This is a genomic window from Marinitoga sp. 1137, assembly GCF_001941525.1.
Classification (GTDB): Bacteria; Thermotogota; Thermotogae; order Petrotogales; family Petrotogaceae; genus Marinitoga; species Marinitoga piezophila.
Window position 1 is genome coordinate 499286 of the sequence record NZ_CP009471.1, and the last position, 19070, is coordinate 518355.

The 19070-nt window shown below is 28.9% G+C and carries 17 protein-coding genes; 6 read left to right on the forward strand and 11 right to left on the reverse strand.

The features are described 5' to 3' along the window. Positions 1-5: 5 nt before the first annotated feature. The 3 genes from LN42_RS02540 to LN42_RS02550 all read right to left on the reverse strand — a co-directional run bounded on the left by LN42_RS02540 (position 6) and on the right by LN42_RS02550 (position 2824). The gene (locus LN42_RS02540) at positions 6-1052 is read right to left on the reverse strand and encodes an Rpn family recombination-promoting nuclease/putative transposase (RefSeq protein WP_014295970.1); all 1047 of its coding nucleotides are present in this window, start codon (positions 1050-1052) and stop codon (positions 6-8) included. A gap of 72 nt (positions 1053-1124) precedes the next feature. Beyond that, positions 1125-2084, reverse strand: coding sequence for a SufD family Fe-S cluster assembly protein (locus LN42_RS02545; RefSeq protein ID WP_014295971.1), 960 nt, complete (start codon positions 2082-2084; stop codon positions 1125-1127). Next, complete coding sequence (locus tag LN42_RS02550; protein WP_014295972.1) at positions 2081-2824, reverse strand: ATP-binding cassette domain-containing protein; 744 nt, start codon at positions 2822-2824, stop codon at positions 2081-2083. The genes LN42_RS02545 and LN42_RS02550 overlap by 4 nt, the downstream gene beginning before the upstream one ends. A 153-nt stretch (positions 2825-2977) precedes the next feature. Between LN42_RS02550 and LN42_RS02555 the strand changes: the two genes are divergently transcribed. Further along, a complete protein-coding gene (locus LN42_RS02555) occupies positions 2978-3691 on the forward strand; it encodes a M48 family metallopeptidase (RefSeq protein ID WP_075780286.1) in 714 nt (237 codons plus the stop codon). Between the two features lie 26 nt (positions 3692-3717). Further along, the gene (locus LN42_RS02560) at positions 3718-4824 is read left to right on the forward strand and encodes an alanyl-tRNA editing protein (protein ID WP_075780287.1); all 1107 of its coding nucleotides are present in this window, start codon (positions 3718-3720) and stop codon (positions 4822-4824) included. 30 nt (positions 4825-4854) lie between these two features. On the opposite strand, the gene dnaK is transcribed toward LN42_RS02560, so the two are convergent. Beyond that, positions 4855-6675: a molecular chaperone DnaK gene (dnaK, locus tag LN42_RS02565; RefSeq protein ID WP_075780288.1), complete on the reverse strand. Its 1821-nt coding sequence runs from the start codon at positions 6673-6675 to the stop codon at positions 4855-4857. Positions 6676-6985: 310 nt separating this feature from the next. Here dnaK and argS point away from each other — a divergent pair, with 310 nt between their 5' ends. From argS to LN42_RS02585, 4 genes are read left to right on the forward strand one after another with little or no spacing between them, the layout of a single operon-like run. Next, positions 6986-8692 carry an arginine--tRNA ligase gene (argS, locus tag LN42_RS02570; RefSeq protein WP_014295976.1) on the forward strand — a complete coding sequence of 569 codons (1707 nt, stop codon included), beginning with the start codon at positions 6986-6988 and terminating at the stop codon, positions 8690-8692. Between the two features lie 15 nt (positions 8693-8707). After that, entirely contained in the window at positions 8708-9154 is a 447-nt protein-coding gene (locus tag LN42_RS02575; protein WP_075780289.1) for a hypothetical protein, read from the forward strand. Further along, positions 9151-10332 carry a TIGR04013 family B12-binding domain/radical SAM domain-containing protein gene (locus LN42_RS02580; RefSeq protein WP_075780290.1) on the forward strand — a complete coding sequence of 394 codons (1182 nt, stop codon included), beginning with the start codon at positions 9151-9153 and terminating at the stop codon, positions 10330-10332. Before LN42_RS02575 ends, LN42_RS02580 begins: the two co-directional genes overlap by 4 nt. Next, on the forward strand, positions 10332-11063 hold the full coding sequence (locus LN42_RS02585; protein WP_075780291.1) for a hypothetical protein: 732 nt from the start codon (positions 10332-10334) through the stop codon (positions 11061-11063). Before LN42_RS02580 ends, LN42_RS02585 begins: the two co-directional genes overlap by 1 nt. Positions 11064-11118: 55 nt before the next feature. Here the strand turns inward: LN42_RS02585 and LN42_RS02590 are convergent, their stop codons facing one another. The 7 genes from LN42_RS02590 to adhE all read right to left on the reverse strand — a co-directional run bounded on the left by LN42_RS02590 (position 11119) and on the right by adhE (position 18787). Next, positions 11119-12354, reverse strand: coding sequence for an iron-containing alcohol dehydrogenase (locus tag LN42_RS02590; RefSeq protein WP_075780792.1), 1236 nt, complete (start codon positions 12352-12354; stop codon positions 11119-11121). Between the two features lie 211 nt (positions 12355-12565). Further along, a complete protein-coding gene (locus tag LN42_RS02595) occupies positions 12566-13975 on the reverse strand; it encodes a monomeric [FeFe] hydrogenase (protein ID WP_075780292.1) in 1410 nt (469 codons plus the stop codon). Between the two features lies 1 nt (position 13976). After that, positions 13977-14228, reverse strand: a complete 252-nt coding sequence (locus tag LN42_RS02600; protein ID WP_075780293.1) for a (2Fe-2S) ferredoxin domain-containing protein — start codon at positions 14226-14228, stop codon at positions 13977-13979. A 12-nt stretch (positions 14229-14240) separates the two neighbouring features. Beyond that, complete coding sequence (locus LN42_RS02605) at positions 14241-15404, reverse strand: SpoIIE family protein phosphatase (protein WP_075780294.1); 1164 nt, start codon at positions 15402-15404, stop codon at positions 14241-14243. A 13-nt stretch (positions 15405-15417) separates the two neighbouring features. Further along, positions 15418-15918, reverse strand: a complete 501-nt coding sequence (locus tag LN42_RS02610) for a PAS domain-containing protein (protein WP_075780295.1) — start codon at positions 15916-15918, stop codon at positions 15418-15420. Beyond that, positions 15911-16183 carry a (2Fe-2S) ferredoxin domain-containing protein gene (locus LN42_RS02615; RefSeq protein WP_075780296.1) on the reverse strand — a complete coding sequence of 91 codons (273 nt, stop codon included), beginning with the start codon at positions 16181-16183 and terminating at the stop codon, positions 15911-15913. The genes LN42_RS02610 and LN42_RS02615 overlap by 8 nt, the downstream gene beginning before the upstream one ends. Before the next feature lie 15 nt (positions 16184-16198). Then, positions 16199-18787, reverse strand: coding sequence for a bifunctional acetaldehyde-CoA/alcohol dehydrogenase (gene adhE, locus LN42_RS02620; RefSeq protein ID WP_369804766.1), 2589 nt, complete (start codon positions 18785-18787; stop codon positions 16199-16201). Positions 18788-19070 lie beyond the last annotated feature (283 nt).

The window sequence follows — 19070 nt, forward strand, 5'->3', positions numbered from 1 at the left end:
TGTTATTAATTCATTCTTTTATTTAAGTATTTTTTCAATTCATCAAATGAAATTTCGAAAATATTATCTATAATATAATCTAAATCATCTATATCCAGATTTTCAATTTTATTTCTTAATTTTTCTATATCTTTTTCTTTAAATTTTCTTTTTAATAATTTTATTACATCTTCAACTTTTGCGCTATGTAATCCTTGCTGTAATCCTTGTTGTAATCCTTCTTGTAATCCCTGCTCTAAACCTTCTTTTCTTCCTTCAATCATTGCTTTTTCTTTACTTTCTTTTATCGCTTCTTCAACTGTTCTTATAAAGTTTTCAAACATTCCCTCCACCTCCTCATTTTCATATATCTCGAGTTCTTTTTTATCGATTCCAGTTTTATTCGTTAATACATTAATTACTATACCTACATATTCTTTAAATTTCGCTTTTTCAGTTTCCGGAAGAGTTTCTAATTCTTTCTTTATCTCTTTTAACGTTTCTATTATCCTTTCTGTTTCCGACTTATTTAAGGTTAATAATAGTCCCAATGCATTTTTTATTCTTAATAACCTTTCTTCCTCTAATTGACTTAGATCTATTATTTCATATTTAAATGATGGTACATATTCTGAAAACATTTCCCAATTTTCTACTTTTTTCATAAACCAATTCTCGGCTGTCCATTTTCTTTTCCCTGTATAGAATACTATGGGGATTATAGGTATAAGCTTGAAACCTTTTGTTCTTGATTCTTTTTTAAAACTTTTTATATATTCTCTCCATATTCTAATCATATATTCTAATATTCTAAATTGCATCAAATAATCAACACTTGACTGATGTTCAATTAACAAAAATAAATACATTTCTCTTTCATCATACTTTATTTTAAACAATAAATCACTTTCCTTATCTCCATAGGCTAAATCAGTGAAACGTGTATTCTCTATTTTTATATTTTCTGGTTTTATGTTATAGGATCTCAATTTTGGTAAAAATATATTTATAAATTCAACAAGCATTTCCTTATCAGATAATATATTTTTAAATAGTTGATCTTCCATCCCCATTTAGATCCCCCCTTAAAAATATATTTATCATGAAATATTATAAAAAAATTTATTTCTTATGTCAAGAATACATTATTTTAAAATTCCTTTTATAATCAATTCCGTGGCTTCATCTTCTGTAAGTCCTTTAGCCATCAACGTTTCTAATTGCTGTGGATTAACTCTTCCAACGGATGCTTCATGAGTCAATTCTGCTAAATCGTTATTAACTCTCAATATTGGAATTGTACTTACATGAACATTTGAACCTTTACTGATTTCTGTACATTCAATGTGCCCCTTTGAATATGGTGCATTACCATAAGCTTCATTTATTACTTCTGCATTTGTTGAATCCTGAGCAAAAACATATGTTTTGGCAATACCTGAAGCCTTTTCGCCATTTAAATTCACTACTTCTTTTATATTAATCTTATCATCTTTTTTACCCCAGACTTTGGATTCAAGCAATGCTTTAGAAGATTCGTCAAGATCCACTGTCATTTCAATTTTTAACTCACCAGCTCTTGATTTCGTTAATCTAAATCTGCTATCAAATACAGAATTTTTTGCAACCTTTGTATAATAATATGTTTCTAAAAATATTCCATCTTTTTCATTATGAAAGTGCTCGTCTTCCATAAATACAATAGAGTTTTCACCAATATACATTTCTGAATCCATTTTATGGTGAATCTTTCCAAACGGGAACGAACAATGAGAAAGGAATTTTACATCACAATTATTTCCTATTGTATATTTAACCTTTATGTATTGTTCTCCTTGATTCCTTAAAAAGCCAACACATAAATGAATAGGTTTATCCATTTTAACTCCATCATCTATAATCATTTCATAATCAACAACACCATCTTCTGCTTTATGAATTATTATATTTATTCCTTCTACAGTATTCTTACCAAGTATTTTATCTCCACTGATAATAATAGAAACTATATCTTTACTTAATAAGTTACTTATATCACCACCAGCCTGTTCATAGGCTTTTTCTATCATTTCAAATTCTTTAGCATAATTTTTTTCTATGTTCATAATTTCACCTCATTATCCATATCTTCAACAGGTACATTTATATGTGCACAATTATCGCATGTGCTTTTATATACTTCAGAAACAATTTTTGGATCTCCCTGTGATTTAATTCTTCCTGAACAGATTAAAAATGCTTCATCGGCTATTTCTGCAATTTCCTCCCTATGAGTAATACTTAAAACACTTCCGCCATTTGAGGTTATCATTTTGAATATTCTTTCAATCATTATATTTGACATCATATCTATTCCGGAATCCGGTTCATCAAAAATAGCAAATTTTGGTTTTAATATAATTAATGATGCTAATTCTATTCTCTTTCTTTCACCACCCGAAAGTGTCTTATCAACCTTTCTATGAAGATAAAAAGGATTAAGACCCACAAGGTTTAATATCTCTATTAATTCCGCATCACTTAAATTTATCCTCTTTCCCAATGTAAGATATTCCTTTACTCCAAGTCCTTCATATCTCACTGGTTCCTGCCATGCCATTGTAATTCCCAATTTAGCTCTTTCAGTTATCGAATAATCTGTAATATCTTCACCATTAAATATTATTCTTCCACCATGATTTCCTTTATATCCGTCAAGTCCCATTATTATTCTTGCCAAGGTTGACTTTCCAACACCATTATTCCCTAAAACTGCATATATTTTCTTTTCTTCAAATTTAAAAGATATATCTTCAATAATCTTTCTTGGTCCTACATTAAAACTTATATTTTGTAATTCTAACATTATACTTCCTCCCTGATCTTTTAGGATTACTATTATAATTCTATCAAATTATTGTAAAAATTCCTGACATAAAATATCGAAAATATAATAGTTTGTAAAAAGTGTATTAATATGTTATAATTCACACTGAATAAATATTAGAGGTGTGTTACGGTGAAGAAACAGAATATCTTGAAAACGGAATATTTTGATATTGAATATAATATAATAAAATCACCAAAAAGAAAAACAATGTCTATAATAATCTCCGAAGACGGTGAAGTAATTGTTAGAATTCCAAATTGGATTTCAGATTACGAAGCAAAGAAATTTGTATTTAACAAAAGAGAATGGATTGTTTCGAAACTAATGATATTTAAAAAACAAAAAATTCCTGAAAGAAAATATGTTTCAGGAGAGAAGTTTTTGTATCTTGGTAAGACATATACTTTAATGATTATGGAAGGGAATTATGGCGTTGGAATTTTAGATGATTTTTTATATATTTCACTAAAAAAAGACTTTTTCGACAATTATGATTTAAAAAGGAATATGGTTATAAAATGGTATAAAAATCAGGCCAAAAAGATAATAAACGAAAGATTGGAATACTATTCAAAAATAATGAAATTACAATACGGCAAAGTTTTCATTAGAGATCAAAAAACACGTTGGGGCAGTTGTTCAGGCAAAAACAATCTCAGTTTTAACTATAAAATAATCATGGCTCCAAAAAGAAAATTGGATTATATTATTATACATGAATTAGCTCATATTATATATAAACATCATCAAAAAAGTTTCTGGAATTATGTAGAAAAATACTGTGAGGATTATCAGGAAAGCAGAAAATGGTTTAGAGAAAACGGACGATATTTGATATTATAATCTATTATAATCTCAGGAGGTGCAATATGATAAAGATTGAAGAAGTTATAAAAGAAAAAAAGAAAATATATGCAATCTCTTTAGAATCACCATTTTATCCAGACGGAAAAGGCGGACAACTTGGAGATAGAGGAAAAATAGGAGAAGCAACCGTGCTTTTTGTGGAATATAAAAATAACAAATATTATCATCAAATCGATAAAGAAATAGAACCCGGAGAATATGATTATGAAATCGATTTAAAAAGACGTAAGGATATTTCACAACAACACACAGCTCAACATATTTTATCAGCTGCTTTTGAACAAATTGCTGATCTTGATACCGTTGGTTTTAGAATGGCTGAAGAATATACTACAATAGATTTAAACACCGCAAAATTAGATGAAAAAATAGAAAAAGAAGCTGAAAGATTATCCAATGAAATAATACAAAAGTGTTTACCTGTTGAAGAAATTATTACTTCAAAAGAAGAAATAAAAAAATATAATCTCAGAAAAGAGTTAAGCGATAAGGTTCAAGGAGATGTAAGATTAATAAAGATTGGTGATTTTGATATAAATCCATGTGGTGGATTTCATGTAAAAAATACAGGCGAAATTGGATTGGTAAAAATCATTTCAAAGGAAAAGGTAAAAGGGAATCTAACGAGATTATATTTTGTAGCTGGAAACAGGGCCATTGAGGATTATGAAAAAAGAATTAATATTACAAAAGATATTTCACATATTTTAACTGCTAAAATAGAAGAAACACCTATAAGAGTTGAAGAAACATTGAAAAAAATGAAAGAATATAAAAGCGCATATGAAAAATTAAGCGAAAAATATGCTGAAATAATGGCTAAAAAATTCTTAGAAAATGCTAAAACAATAAATAATATAAAATTTATCTATATTGATTCAAACGAAGATTATATAAATTATCTTCCCAAATTCCTTCCGATGAATGAAATTTTATTTGTTACAAAAAAAGAAAACAGATACGAAATATCTTCAGGAATCATTGATTGTAAGGAATTAATAAACAATATTAGAAAAGATTATCCTGAACTTAAAGGTGGCGGTGGTAAAAATAGGGGAAGTATTATAGGAAATATTGACATAGAAGTTATTAAAAATTATATAAAATAAAAAGCCGGATTTCAAAATCCGGCTTTTTTATTAGTTATTTGGATTTTGTGTGTCTTCAGGATTTGGTCCTCCTGCGCCTGCGTCAGCATTAGCTGTTTGCTGTGCCTGTTGATAAATCAACTGACCAAGTTTCATTGATTCGTTCTTTAAGTCTTCCATTACTATCTTTAATTTTGCAATATCATTGTTATTTATAGCATCTCTTACATCGTTAATTAATGTTTCTAATCTTGCTTTCTGATCTTCTGGTACTTTATCTTTATTTTCATTGATTAACTTTTCTACCTGATATGCAAGGTCGTCAGCCTGGTTTTTGAGTTCGATTTCTTCTCTCTTTCTCTTATCCTGCTCTTCATATTCCTGAGCTTCTCGTATCATTCTTTCAATATCTTCTGAAGAAAGTTTATTTCTACCTGTTACAACCATTGACTGCTGTTTTCCTGTTCCTAAATCTTTTGCTGAAACATTTACTATACCGTTAGCATCTATATCAAATGAAACTTCTATTTGTGGCACTCCCCTTGGTGCTGGTGGTATTCCTGTTAATTTAAAGCTTCCAAGGAAGAAGTTATCCTTAGCAATTGGCCTTTCACCCTGGAATACTCCGATTTCAACTTCTGTCTGGAAGTCAGCAGCTGTTGTGAATACCTTACTCTTTCTAATAGGTATCTTACTGTTCTTAGGAATAATAATTTCCATTAATCCACCTTTTACTTCAACCCCAAGTGAAAGTGGTGTAACGTCTACAAGTACTAAGTCCTGATCTGTATTTCCTGTCATAATTGCAGCCTGAACAGCAGCACCTATTGCAACAGCTTCGTCAGGGTTAACACCTTTACTTGGTTCTTTGTGGAATATTGATTTTACCAATTCCTGAACTGCTGGAATTCTTGTTGAACCACCAACTAATAATACATCATCAATTTCTTCTGGTGAAAGTCCAGCATCTTTTAATGCTGTTTCAATTGGACCTCTTGTTGATTCAATTAAATCTCTTACCAATTCTTCGAATTTCTTTCTTGTTAATGTTTTCTGTAAGTGTACTGGCTGACCATTAACAACTGTTAAGAATGGTAAGTTAATTTCTGTTTCGAGTTTTGTTGATAATTCAATCTTTGCAGTTTCTGCAGCTTCCTTTAACCTCTGCATTGCCTGTCTGTCATTTGAAATATCTGAACCATGTTCTTTCTTGAATTCTTCAACTAACCAATCGATAATTCTCTGGTCAAAATCGTCCCCACCTAAGTGGTTGTTTCCTGATGTTGATACAACTTCGATTACACCTTCTCCAACATCAAGTATTGATACATCAAATGTACCTCCACCAAGGTCATATACTACTATTTTCTTATCTTCATGTGTTTTGTTTAAACCAAATGCAATTGAAGCTGCTGTTGGTTCGTTGATAATCCTTAATACTTCTAAACCAGCAATTTCACCAGCTTCTTTTGTTGCCTGTCTTTGTGCATCGTTAAAGTATGCTGGAACTGTAATAACTGCTTTCTTAATTTTCCCACCAAGATATGCTTCTGCATCTCTTACTAATTTCTGTAATACAAAAGCACTTATCTGTTGTGGGGTAAAGCTTTTACTATCGATACTTACTTTATAATCAGAACCCATTTTTCTTTTTATTGATCTGATTGTTCTATCTGGATGTAATATTACCTGTCTTTTTGCAGGTTCACCTACAATTACAGTTCCATCTTTTGAAAAATGTACTATAGAAGGAGTTGTTCTTTTTCCTTCTGCATTAGGAATAACTTCTACATTTCCATCTGGTTTCATCCATGCTATAGCTGAGTTAGTTGTACCAAGGTCGATACCAACTACGTATTCTTTTTCAGCCATATTATCACCCTCCTTATTTTCATCGTTTTTTGATTTCCGTATATATTATACTTCAAAATCAGCAAAATTGTTCAATTGAAATATTTTTTTAATATTATTCTATAACACTTATTATTACTACATTTTATTTGTTATAATTTTAACGTTACTAAATTTTATAGCATTCTTAACTTTTATTTGCTTATTAAATACAGTTTTTTATGGTTAAAATTTTGATTATATGCAAAAAATACATCTATGATTTATTATTTTTTTAACAAGTTATGATATAATATGATTATAAAAAATAAAGAAAGAGGAGTGTGATATTATGAAATTAATTGAAAAAATGCTCGAAGAGTTGTTAATGGATTCTATCAAGAATTTATATAATGTTGAATTAAAAGAACCTGTAGTACAAAGAACTGCTAATGATAACTTTGGTGATTTTCAAACAAATTTTGCTATGATAAATGCCAAGGTTTTAAAAAAAGCTCCAAGAATGATAGCACAAGAAATCATTGATAATTTCCCCGAAAATGATATTATAGAAAAAATCGAAATAGCAGGACCAGGATTTATAAATTTCTATGTAAAAGATGTATTTTTAACTGAATACTTGCCAAAAATTGAAAAAGAAAATCCTGATTTTTCATTTATTGATAGAGAAGGCGATGTTATTATCGATTATTCTTCACCAAATATTGCAAAACCTATGCATATTGGTCATTTAAGAAGTACTGTTATTGGGGATGCTATAAAAAGAATTTATAGATATCTTGGTTATAATGTAATTGGAGATAATCACCTTGGTGACTGGGGAACACAATTTGGAAAATTAATTGTAGGTTATAGATTATGGCTTGATAAGGAAAATTATGAAAAAGATCCTATTGGTGAAATGGAAAGAATTTATGTGAAATTCGAAAAAGAATCTGAAAATAATCCTGATCTTTTAGAAGAAGCAAGACAGGAACTCAAAAAATTACAGGATGGAGATCCAGAAAATAGAAAATTATGGCAGGAATTTATTGATTTATCATTAAAAGAATATAATAAAATATATAAAAGAATGGATATAGAATTTGATACATATTATGGAGAATCACATTATCACAATATTATGCCTGAAATTGTAAAAATGCTTCTTGATAAAGGTATTGCAACATATAGTGAAGGTGCTGTTGTTGTATTTTTTGACGAAGAAGAAAATCTACCTCCAGCAATTATTCAGAAAAAGGATGGAGCTTTCTTATATGCAACATCAGACCTTGCATGTATAAAATTTAGAAGAGAAACATATAATCCTAATAGAATATTATATGTAACTGATGAAAGACAACAAACACATTTCAAACAGGTATTTAATATTGCAAGAAAGTTAGGCTGGGATGATAATTATCAGCATATATGGTTTGGATTAATGAGATTTGCTGATGGTGTTTTCTCTACAAGAAAAGGTAATGTGATAAAATTAGAAGAATTACTTGATAAAGCTGTTGAAAAAGCAAAGGAAATCATTGAAGAGAAGAATCCAGGATTGTCTCCAGAAGAAAAAGAAGAAATTGCAGAAGCAATTGGAATCGGTGCTGTAAAATATGCTGACCTCAGTCAAAACAGAATAAGCCATATTATATTTGACTGGGATAAAATGCTCGCCTTTGATGGAAATACAGCTCCTTACTTACTTTATACATATGCAAGGATACAATCATTAAAAAGAAAAGCTGAAGAAAAAGGCTATACATTTGAAAATGCAAATCTAAAAATAACAGAAAAACTCGAAAGAAAATTGGGATTGTTATTAACCCAGTTACCAATTGTTGCAATTAGAGCTGCTGAAGATTATAAACCTAATTTAATTGCTGATTATCTCTTTGAATTAGCACAAACATATAATTCATTCTACAATAATCTTCCTGTATTAAAGGAAGAGGAAGAAACATTAAAATCAAGGTTATTATTATCTCATTTAGCTGGAGAAGTATTAAAAAGAGGCCTTGACTTGCTCGGAATAAGAGTAGTAGATAAAATGTAATGTGAGGTGTGTTAAGTGATTTACTCTATAGTTTTTTCAATTATTTTTCCAGTTTTAGCTGTTGTCTTATTTAAAAGTTCTGTATTATATATTGCATTGATGAGTATATTTGCATTAGCTACAGCGTTTTTTTCATTTCTTTCAAAAAAATACGATAAATTGACTATAGTATTTTTATTCATAGGATTGTTATTAGCTGGTTTTGGATATATAAGAGGATATGCTGTTGATTTATTCATGGTAATTACACTAATTTCTACAACATTTTCATCTCTTTTTTCATTTAAAAACAACAAACTATATATTGTATTAGCCTGGTTATTCAATGCTATAGCTATTGGAACGTATGTATATTTGAATGTTTCTTTAAGCAGAGCAATTTTAATAGCTGTTCTCGTATTCTTAGCTGGATACAGGGATATTATGCCTCAAAAAAATACAGAGGAGGAAGAAAATTCTTGAAAAGAATTGTTTTCAGACTTCTAAAATCAAATAGGTATTCTATCACAGCTCTTATTGCAGCAATGGAAAAAGAAAATATAGAAATAGAAACTATACTTGAAAAAAACTTTGAAAAAATACTAGAATATAATCCTGAAGATACATTAATAGCTTATTCATTTATGAGTTTTGATATTTTTCAGGTTGAAAAAGAAATTCCTGTATTAAAAGAAAAAGGATTTAAGGTTATTGCTGGTGGGCCACACCCCAGTGCAATGCCTGAAAAAACAGAAAAGATAGGATTTGACCATATTTTTATTGGTGAAGGTGAAAAAACCTTCACCGATTTTTTAAAGGGCAAAATATCAGAAAAATTTATAGTATCAAAAGAATTTGTTGATTTAAATTATTACCCGCCATTTGCTATTAAAAACAAACATTTTATGCCAATAGAAATTACAAGAGGATGTCCTTTCGGATGTGGATATTGCCAAACTCCTTATCTTTTTGGTAGAATTGTTCGTCATAGAGATCCGGAAATTATTCATGAATATGCAAAATTAGGAGTTAAACATAATAGGAAAATTGCGAGGTTTATTACCCCAAATTCTTTTGGTTATGGCTCAAAAAATGGTGTTACACCTAATATAGAAAAACTCGAAGAATTGTTATTTGGTTTGAGAAAAGTTGGTATAGAAGAAATTTATCTTGGTTCATTCCCTTCTGATGTGAGACCGGAATCTGTAACTGAAGAAGTTTTAAAACTTATAAAAAAATATGTTGATAACAAGATGATAATCATAGGAGCACAAAGTGGTAGCAATGAAATTTTAAAAAAAATAAATAGAGGACACTCTTTAGAAAAAATAGAAAGGGCTTTATCCCTTGTTTCGGCTCACGGATTTATACCATATGTAGATTTTATCTTTGGGTTCCCATTTGAAACAGATGAAGATATTAAAAAGACCTTTGACTTTATGGACAAAATTACAGAAAAATATAATGCTGTAATACATTCACATACATTTATGCCATTACCAGGAACGCCTTTATTCAATGTTGGACCCGGCAAATTAAATAAAAAATATTATAAAAAGCTTGGAGATTTGTCAAGAAATGAAAAACTCGCCGGATATTGGCATAAGCAGGAACAATTATCTCAAAAAATATTCAATTACTTTCATGGAGGTGAGATTTAATGAAAAAAAGTTTTTTTATAATTCTTCTGGTTATAACCAGCATTTTAGTTCTTGCAGATGATTATCAGGTAGTTTATAGCACAAAACTTAATCTTGATTCAGACAGATCACTTGAACATATAACTTTAAAAGGTGAAAAAGTAAGTGAAATTTATTGGGGAAATTTCCTTTTAAGTATTGAAGATGACGGAAAAACATTTGATATTTTAACAGGATTAGATGGATATAGCCCTAAAATAGAATATTTTGATTTTAATGGCGATGGATATGATGATATTTTATTAACAACAAGAAGTGGCGGAAGTGGAAATTATATAAATTATGCTTTATATTTATACACAGGTGACAATTTGACAAAATATAATATAAAACCCTTTATCAAAGATATTAAAGGATTTTTTATGGATCAATACAAAGCAGTTATTAGCTATAAAGATGCCTTTACATACCTTGACCTTTCAGACAGAAAAAAATTATATCAGGAAATTAAAGCCTATGATCAATATGGAAGATTTATAAAAAACTACAATGAACTTATGATAGGTGGTTTTTCTGAATTAGAACCTTTTGATTTTGGAAATGATGGAACATATGAATTAAAAGGGAGCATAGCAATTTCCGGATTATATCATGCTGATAGTATAGGATATCTTCACTTTATTTATTCTGTAAAAAAAGACAAATTATTATGGCTTGAAGTTTCAAAAACTATATATGTTAATGTTCAATAAAAATAGCAGGTGCTGAGCACCTGCATTTTTTATTTTATCCCATCCCCCGCTATTATTATTTATTTAAAGGATATAATGAATCCATATAAATCTGTTTTACAATTTCTTTTGTAGCTTTAACAGGTGCTAAGCTCAATAATAAATCAAGTGAAGGAGTATTAAATGCCAATTCTACTAATTTGTCTATATCGCTTTCTTTAAATCCTTCATCTGTTAATTTTTGTGTAACTCCAATATTAAATAACCATTTTTCAATTCCTTTTGCTGCTTCTTCTGCTTCACCTGGTACTCCTTTTAAACCTGGAACAATTGGACTATATATTTCTGCAAGCACTTCTGCCTGTGCAGAATAAATTGCTTTTACTACTGCTGGTAGTAACATTGCTAATCCTAAACCATGTGGTAAATCTGGTCTGATTCCACTTAGTGGATGTTCTAAAGCATGTGTAAAATGCAACAATCCATTATCAAATGAAATACCAGCTATTGTTGAAGCATATAATAAGAAATATCTTGCTGTTAAATCTCCTGGTTTTGCCTGAGCTTGAGGAAGATACTTTGAAACTAATCTTATTGTTTCTTTAGCTAATAAAATTGAATATGGAGATGCTGCTAATGTTGTTGCTGCTTCTGTAACGTGGTTTATTGCATCAATAGCTGTGTATGTTGTTTGTGACCAGGGTAATGATTTTGTAATTTCTGGATCATCAATAGCAAATATTGGATAAATACTATCATATGCAATTGCTGGTTTATAACCTTTTTCTTCAATTGTTGCAACTGCAAATCTATCAACTTCAGTACCTGTACCATGAGTTGTATTTATTGCAATTATTGGCAATGCTTCTTCTGGTATAAATTTTAATTCATATAAGTCAGAACCTGTATAATTCTTATATTTTTCATGTAATAATACTGCAACACTCTTTGCTGTGTCAATATGACTTCCGCCACCAATTCCTATAACAGCTTTTGCTCCAAAATCTAATCCCATCTTCTTTGCTTCATCAATCATTTTTACATTTGGATTTGGCTTAATTCCATAATATACAATATATTCAATACCAGCTTCACCTAAAAACTTTTCAACTTTTTCTTTTATTCCTGTCACATTATATACAACTTCGTCGGTTAAAATTAAAATTTTTTTCATATCCTTTTTGTTTAAAAATTCACAAATATCTTTAAATTTTTTTATGGCCCCTATTCCAAAATAAGCTGTTGTTTTACATCTTAACTCAAAAACATTGTAAATATCTACTTTACTCTCCCATGCACCATTTAATAACATAATTTCACCTCCATAAAAATTTATAGGTTTCTCTCCCCACAATCCATTTATGTGCATTTTTTCACTTATATAAGAATATATTTTCAATACATCTATATATATTTTCATAGATATTATAACTTTTCTTTTTTAAGACTTTTTTTCTCTGTTTTAAAAAAATATGAAATTAATTTTTCAATTAATGCAATTTTCACGATTATATCTTTTGATATTATATATTTATATTTGTAAACCTTTTTAATGCGTTATTTGCTAATTTAGGATTTGTAATAATTCCAGGACCACTTATACAGCCACCTTCACATGCCATACCTTCTATTAAATTATATTCTTCACCTTTTACTTTCATAAAAACTTCTTTTGCATTTTTTAATCCATCTATTTTTAATATTTTAATGTCTTTTTTAGCATATTCTTTTACGGCCTCAGATACACCGCCACTTTTTGCAAAAATCCATCCATAAGCCGTTCCGTTTATTTCTTCTTCTTCATAATTAGATGGTTCTATTTTTTTAGAAATAAATAATGCTCCTAATTCTTCAAAAGTTAAAACATAATCTACTACTTTAAAATCTTTTGCTTCTTTCTTTTTTGCTATACATGGACCTATAAACACAATTTTTGCATTTGTTTTATTCTTTAATTTTTGAGCCAATGTTGTCATTGGAGATAATGCAGGTGAAATATTATCTATAAATTCTTTTTGATATTTTTTTATATATTCAACAAACGCTGGACAGCATGATGTTGTATATAATTTATTGCTATTTTTTATTAATTCTGCTTCTTCCTTTGCTACTTCATCTGCTCCAATGGATACTTCTAACACATCAGAAAATCCAACTTCTTTTAAGGCTTTCTTTAATTGTCCAATTTTTACTCTTGGACCAAATTGCGAAATTATAGAGGGTGCAAATATAGCAATAACTTCATTATTTTTTTTCATTTCATTCAATACTTTTAATAAATCTGATGGAGTTTCTATTGCCCCAAATGGACATGAAATATAGCCCGAACCACAATTTACACAATTTTCATATTTTATTTCTGCTGCTCCATTTTCGTCTTCTGTTATTGCATCTACTGGACATGCCTTTTTACAGGGCCTTTCTAATTTTACAATTGCATAATAACTACATGCATTAGCACACATCCCGCAATTTACACAAATATCATAATTAATACGCGCTCTATCTCTTTCAAAAGTAATTGCATTTCTCGGACATACATTTACACAGGAATGTGCTACACAATTCCTACACAAATCAGTTACATAATACCTTCCAGATGGACACATATCACAGGCTTCCTTTATTATTTGAATATATTTGTTATCGGGTGAATATGGACTTTTTTCTGAAAGTATTAAATCCATATTTTTCACTATTTCATATAATTCAATATCCTTTGATTTTTCATAATCCATTCCCAATAATATTTTTATTCTCTGTTTTAATATTTCTCTATCTCTGTAAATATTAGGATCATTTTTGTCTAATGGATATATTTCTTTTGGAATTTTTAATATATTTTCATAATTTCCGCTTTCAAAATTCTGAGCTAATTTCATTAATGTTTGTCTTCTTATTTTCATTACTTCATTAAAAACAAAGTTTCTCATATTACTCATCCCCACTATTTTTAAGTATATTTAATATTATTTTTTTTAATTTTTCTGGATTTAGATTTTCATAAAATTTATCATCTATTTTTATTATTGGTGGCTTCATTTCACCATAACATAAATCAAAACATGTACTATATTCAACATCAATTTTATTTTTTATTTTTTCTGGTAATTCATTAATTGCTTCACTTAACATTGCTGATCCCATAAGATGGCATGTTGTTCCTACACAAATTTGAATTTTCATTTTATCCCTCCTTTAACAATATTCAACCTCTACTTTTTTACCTAATTTTTTTAAATTTTTAGCTATATCCCGTATTAAATTTGATCTAATCGACATATCAAAAGGTAATGCCGGATTATGATAAAAAACATTAACTTTTCTTCCTACTAAAAATTTTATTTCATCACATGTTCTCAATATTAAAAATAGTTTTTCTGCAGCATTTGCTTTTTCTTCATCAATATCAATTTCAAACATATTATTTTTACATTTTTCAAGCAATTCATTTAGTGCCTTTAAAGTTAATACACCTTCTGTTATTAAATCAACTCCTTCCATTTCACCATATGGTGGTAATTCATTTGAAATTGAATTATCTAATTCTATATTTATTTTTCTATTACTTATTTTAGATACTATATTTCCAGTTGTACCTCCACAAATTATTTTTTTACCATCAAAATTTAAAAATTTTTCCACATAATATCTATCTGTTTTAGGATCCAACGGTGGACCTGTAAATATTAAAACACTTGATTTTTCTGTCATTTTTATTCCAACCAATGTGGCATCATCTCCGGGTTTGAATTCATAATAACTATTTGTAACTTCAATTAAACTATCAACCATATATTTTACATTCCGTGATTTTCGATACATTCTTTTTAAATAATTTGCAATATTTTCAGTTCCCCAACCAAAATCCATCAAATTTCCTAAACCTGCATGTACTACTCCGTCACTCATAATAAATATAAAATCTTCAGATTCCAGATTAAAAGTAGCAATTTTTATCTTCTTATCACTTATATTTTCTTCTCTATACGGTGGTATAAATCTTTCTCCTTTTTTAAATATTATTGGTTCAGGATTATCGTAATTAACAAGTTTTATAGTTCCATTTTTATATATTTGAACAATTGTAAATGTAGAATATGCTATTCCTCTAACTTTACAAACTGGAAGAGTTTTTGCAACTGTTTTTACTACTTCAGAAATTGTTACACCTTTTTGTAACATAGTACTTATAATTTCAGTTGTTAAAATAGATAATATGCTTGCTTTTATTCCACTTCCCAAGCCATCTGATAAAACTATAATTTTTGAATCATCATTTTTTGTTATCTGAAAATTATCGCCACAAACCTGTTCTCCATATTTATTTATACTTCTTTTATACACGACAGCTGATGTCATAAATACCCTCTCCCTAATTTTCTTTTTTTATTATTGATAATAATTTCATTAAACTCGCTTTTGTTTCTGCTGTCGTTTCACCAAGAATCGAAGCTATCTCTTGTCCTGTTTTCATTTGTTTATCCACGATTTTTTGGACTTCATCAATTATTTTAAATTTTAATTCTCTCAACTCTTTATCTTTTCTTTCTTGATCGGAAATATCATGAAATATTTTTGCAAGAAGTATTTCACTTCCATCATCAATTAAAAAAGCTATTTCAGATATTGTGATATTAAACTCGAAATATTCTTTAGTTCTTTTAACTATCTTTTTATTATCTTTTAAAATAGCTTCCAAATCAGTTGTATCACTAAAAAATTCGAAAATATATCTTCCAATTACATCTTCATTTTCAAGGTGAAACATTTTTAAAAAAGCTGGATTAATAATTTTTATTTTAAATTCTTTATCAACTACTACAAGTCCATTAGGGTCATAATCCCATAATAATTCCCATATATTTTTACCCATTTTCTTCACCTTCTATTTTTTTTATATATGGTATTATTTGCTCATAAAATATAGTTCTGGCATTTTCAGGATTTATGTGTTTAAAAAATTGATCCTTTACTTTCACAACAACTCCTTGATTACATGGTCCTAAACAAAATGAACCTTTTAACTTTATTTGGGCATTCAAAGAATTTTTTGCTATTTCTTCACTAAAAATTTTTACTATTTCTTCAGAACCTTTTAAAAAACATGCACTTCCCATACAAATATATATTTCTACCATAACTATCTACTCCTTTTATAACTTTCCGTTATAAGCATTTATATATAAATCTTTTATTTCTGAAATTAATGGATATCTGGGATTTGCTGATGTACATTGATCGTCAAATGCATGCTCAGACATTTCATCTAACTTTTCATAGAATTCTTTTTCTGAAATATTTAAAGCTTTTATAGATTTCGGAATATCCAACTCTTTCTTTAATTTTTCTATTGCTTTAATTAAATTTTCTACCTTTTCATCAATATTGCTTCCACCAAGATTTAAATAATCTGCTATCTTTGCATATCTTTCTTTTGCTAATGGATATTTATATTGAGGAAATGCTGTTTGTTTTAGCGGCTTATCTGTAGCATTATATTTTATTATATGTGATATCAATAAAGCATTTGATAAACCATGAGGAATATGAAATGCTGAACCAAGTTTATGAGCCATTGAATGACATAAACCTAAAAATGAGTTAGCAAATGCCATTCCAGCTACACAAGAAGCATAAGCCATTTTTTCCCTTGCTTTTACTGCTTTTTCACCCATTTTATAAGAATCTGGTAAGTATTTAAATATCAATCTAATTGCTTCTAATGCCAATCCGTTGGTAAATTCATTTGAAAAAACCGATACATATGCTTCTATTGCATGAACCAATGCATCAATTCCTGAATAAGCAGTTAAATTCTTAGGCATACTCATTGATAATTCAGGATCTATTATCGCCATATCTGGAGTAAGCTCGTAATCAGCTATAGGATACTTTAATCCTGTTTTATTATCTGTTACAACAGCAAAAGGAGTAACTTCAGAACCTGTACCAGAAGTAGTTGGAATTGCTATCATTACTGCTTTTTTCCCTAACTTAGGAAATGCATAAATTCTTTTCCTAATGTCCATAAATCTTAAAGCTAAACCTTCAAATTTAACTTCAGGATACTCGTACATTAACCACATGATTTTTGCAGCATCCATTGGAGAACCTCCACCTAAAGCTATAATAACATCTGGATTAAAAACATTGATTATATTCAAAGCTTTTTTTACGGTTTCAATCGACGGATCGGCTTCAACTTCATAAAATACCTCAATTTCAATCCCCATTTCTTCCAATGTTCTTTCAATCTTTGTAACAAATCCATTTTCATATAAGAACTTATCAGTAACAATAAAAGCTCTTTTTTTATCTTTTAATTCTTGAAGTGCTATTGAAAGACATCCTGTTTTAAAATAAATCTTTGGTGGAACCTTAAACCACAACATGTTTTCACGCCTTTCAGCTATTGTTTTAATATTTAACAAATGTTTTACACCAACATTTTCACTAACAGAATTTCCACCCCAAGAACCGCAACCTAAAGTCAAAGAAGGCTCTAATTTAAAGTTATATATATCTCCAATTGCTCCTTGAGAAGATGGCATATTTATTAAAATTCGTCCAGCTTTTAACTTATTACCAAAATAATTTACTCTTTCATTATTGGTCGGATCAGTATATAACACAGCTGTATGACCAATTCCTCCAAATTCCACTAATCCAACCGCTTTCTCAACAGCATTCTCAAAATCTTTGGCTTTATATAAAGCAAGAACAGGAGATAACTTTTCATATGCGAAAGGTTCTTCTGCACCAATTTTATTAGTTTCAGCAATCAACACTTTTGTATCTTTAGGAACTTTAATTTTTGCCATTTTAGCTATATCATAAGCACTTTGACCAACTATTAAACTATTTAACTTTCCATCCTTTATTATTACTTCACCCAACTTATTTTTTTCATCTTCATTTAAAATATAAGCCCCTCTATTTAAAAATTCTTCTTTAACTTTATTATATATACTGTCAACAACAATAACCGCTTGTTCCGAAGCACAAATAGTTCCATTATCAAATGTTTTACTTAATAATATTGAATTTACGGCCATTTTTATATGCGCTGTTTCATCTATAACAGCTGGAGTATTTCCAGCACCAACACCAATTGCGGGTTTACCGGATGAATATGCTGCTTTTACCATTCCGGAACCACCGGTAGCCAATATTAAATTAATATCTTTATGTTTCATTAAATATTGAGATAATTCAACTGTTGGTTCATCAATCCATCCAATTATATTTTCAGGAGCACCTGCAGCGATAGCAGCTTCTAATATAATTCTTGCTGCTGCAACGGTACATTTTTTTGCTCGTGGGTGAGGTGAAAAAATAATAGCATTTCTTGTCTTTAAAGCTAATAAGGCTTTGAAAATAGTCGTCGATGTTGGATTAGTCGTTGGAACAATTCCAGCAATTATACCAACTGGTTCAGCAATTTTTATTATTCCAAAACTTTCATCTTTTTCTAAAATACCACATGTTTTTTCATTTTTATATTTGTTAAAAATATACTCCGCAGCAAAATGATTTTTTATAACTTTATCTTCGACTATTCCCATTTTTGTTTCTTCCACAGCCATTTTCGCTAACCATATCCTGTATGAATTTGCTGAAATAGCTGCTCTTCTAAAAATTTCATCAACCTGCTCTTGAGTGTACTTTGAATATTCTTCTTGTGCAATTTTTACATCATAAATTAATTTTTCTAAATCTTCTACAGTTGAAATCTTTCTCATATTCATACTCTCCCTCCTGACGTGAAAAAAATCACTTATATTATTTTGATAAAAAAATCACAAATATAAACCTAAAAATTCTTTTTTCGTATATAATTATACATATGAAATATTAAATTGCAATCATCATTGTTTCAATGTTATTTTTTTCACGTTAAAAAAATCACATTATAAGAAGTCATCTTTATAACTCTATTCATATGCTTATTATAGAGTTATAATTACTTTTTACAAAATTTATAAATTAATGGTATAATTATTATTAGAATTATTGGAGGTGAAA

What these genes read in the sequence shown, in the direction of transcription:
- LN42_RS02560 (WP_075780287.1), top strand. Translation starts at nt 3,718, where the DNA reads ATGATAAAGATTGAAGAAGTTATAAAAGAAAAAAAGAAAATATATGCA.
- LN42_RS02585 (WP_075780291.1), top strand. Translation starts at nt 10,332, where the DNA reads ATGAAAAAAAGTTTTTTTATAATTCTTCTGGTTATAACCAGCATTTTA.
- LN42_RS02590 (WP_075780792.1), bottom strand. Translation starts at nt 12,354, where the DNA reads ATGTTATTAAATGGTGCATGGGAGAGTAAAGTAGATATTTACAATGTT.
- LN42_RS02545 (WP_014295971.1), bottom strand. Translation starts at nt 2,084, where the DNA reads ATGAACATAGAAAAAAATTATGCTAAAGAATTTGAAATGATAGAAAAA.
- LN42_RS02595 (WP_075780292.1), bottom strand. Translation starts at nt 13,975, where the DNA reads ATGAGAAACTTTGTTTTTAATGAAGTAATGAAAATAAGAAGACAAACA.
- argS (WP_014295976.1), top strand. Translation starts at nt 6,986, where the DNA reads ATGAAATTAATTGAAAAAATGCTCGAAGAGTTGTTAATGGATTCTATC.
- LN42_RS02605 (WP_075780294.1), bottom strand. Translation starts at nt 15,404, where the DNA reads ATGACATCAGCTGTCGTGTATAAAAGAAGTATAAATAAATATGGAGAA.
- LN42_RS02550 (WP_014295972.1), bottom strand. Translation starts at nt 2,824, where the DNA reads ATGTTAGAATTACAAAATATAAGTTTTAATGTAGGACCAAGAAAGATT.
- dnaK (WP_075780288.1), bottom strand. Translation starts at nt 6,675, where the DNA reads ATGGCTGAAAAAGAATACGTAGTTGGTATCGACCTTGGTACAACTAAC.
- LN42_RS02615 (WP_075780296.1), bottom strand. Translation starts at nt 16,183, where the DNA reads ATGGTAGAAATATATATTTGTATGGGAAGTGCATGTTTTTTAAAAGGT.
- adhE (WP_369804766.1), bottom strand. Translation starts at nt 18,787, where the DNA reads ATGAGAAAGATTTCAACTGTAGAAGATTTAGAAAAATTAATTTATGAT.
- LN42_RS02600 (WP_075780293.1), bottom strand. Translation starts at nt 14,228, where the DNA reads ATGAAAATTCAAATTTGTGTAGGAACAACATGCCATCTTATGGGATCA.
- LN42_RS02610 (WP_075780295.1), bottom strand. Translation starts at nt 15,918, where the DNA reads ATGGGTAAAAATATATGGGAATTATTATGGGATTATGACCCTAATGGA.
- LN42_RS02540 (WP_014295970.1), bottom strand. Translation starts at nt 1,052, where the DNA reads ATGGGGATGGAAGATCAACTATTTAAAAATATATTATCTGATAAGGAA.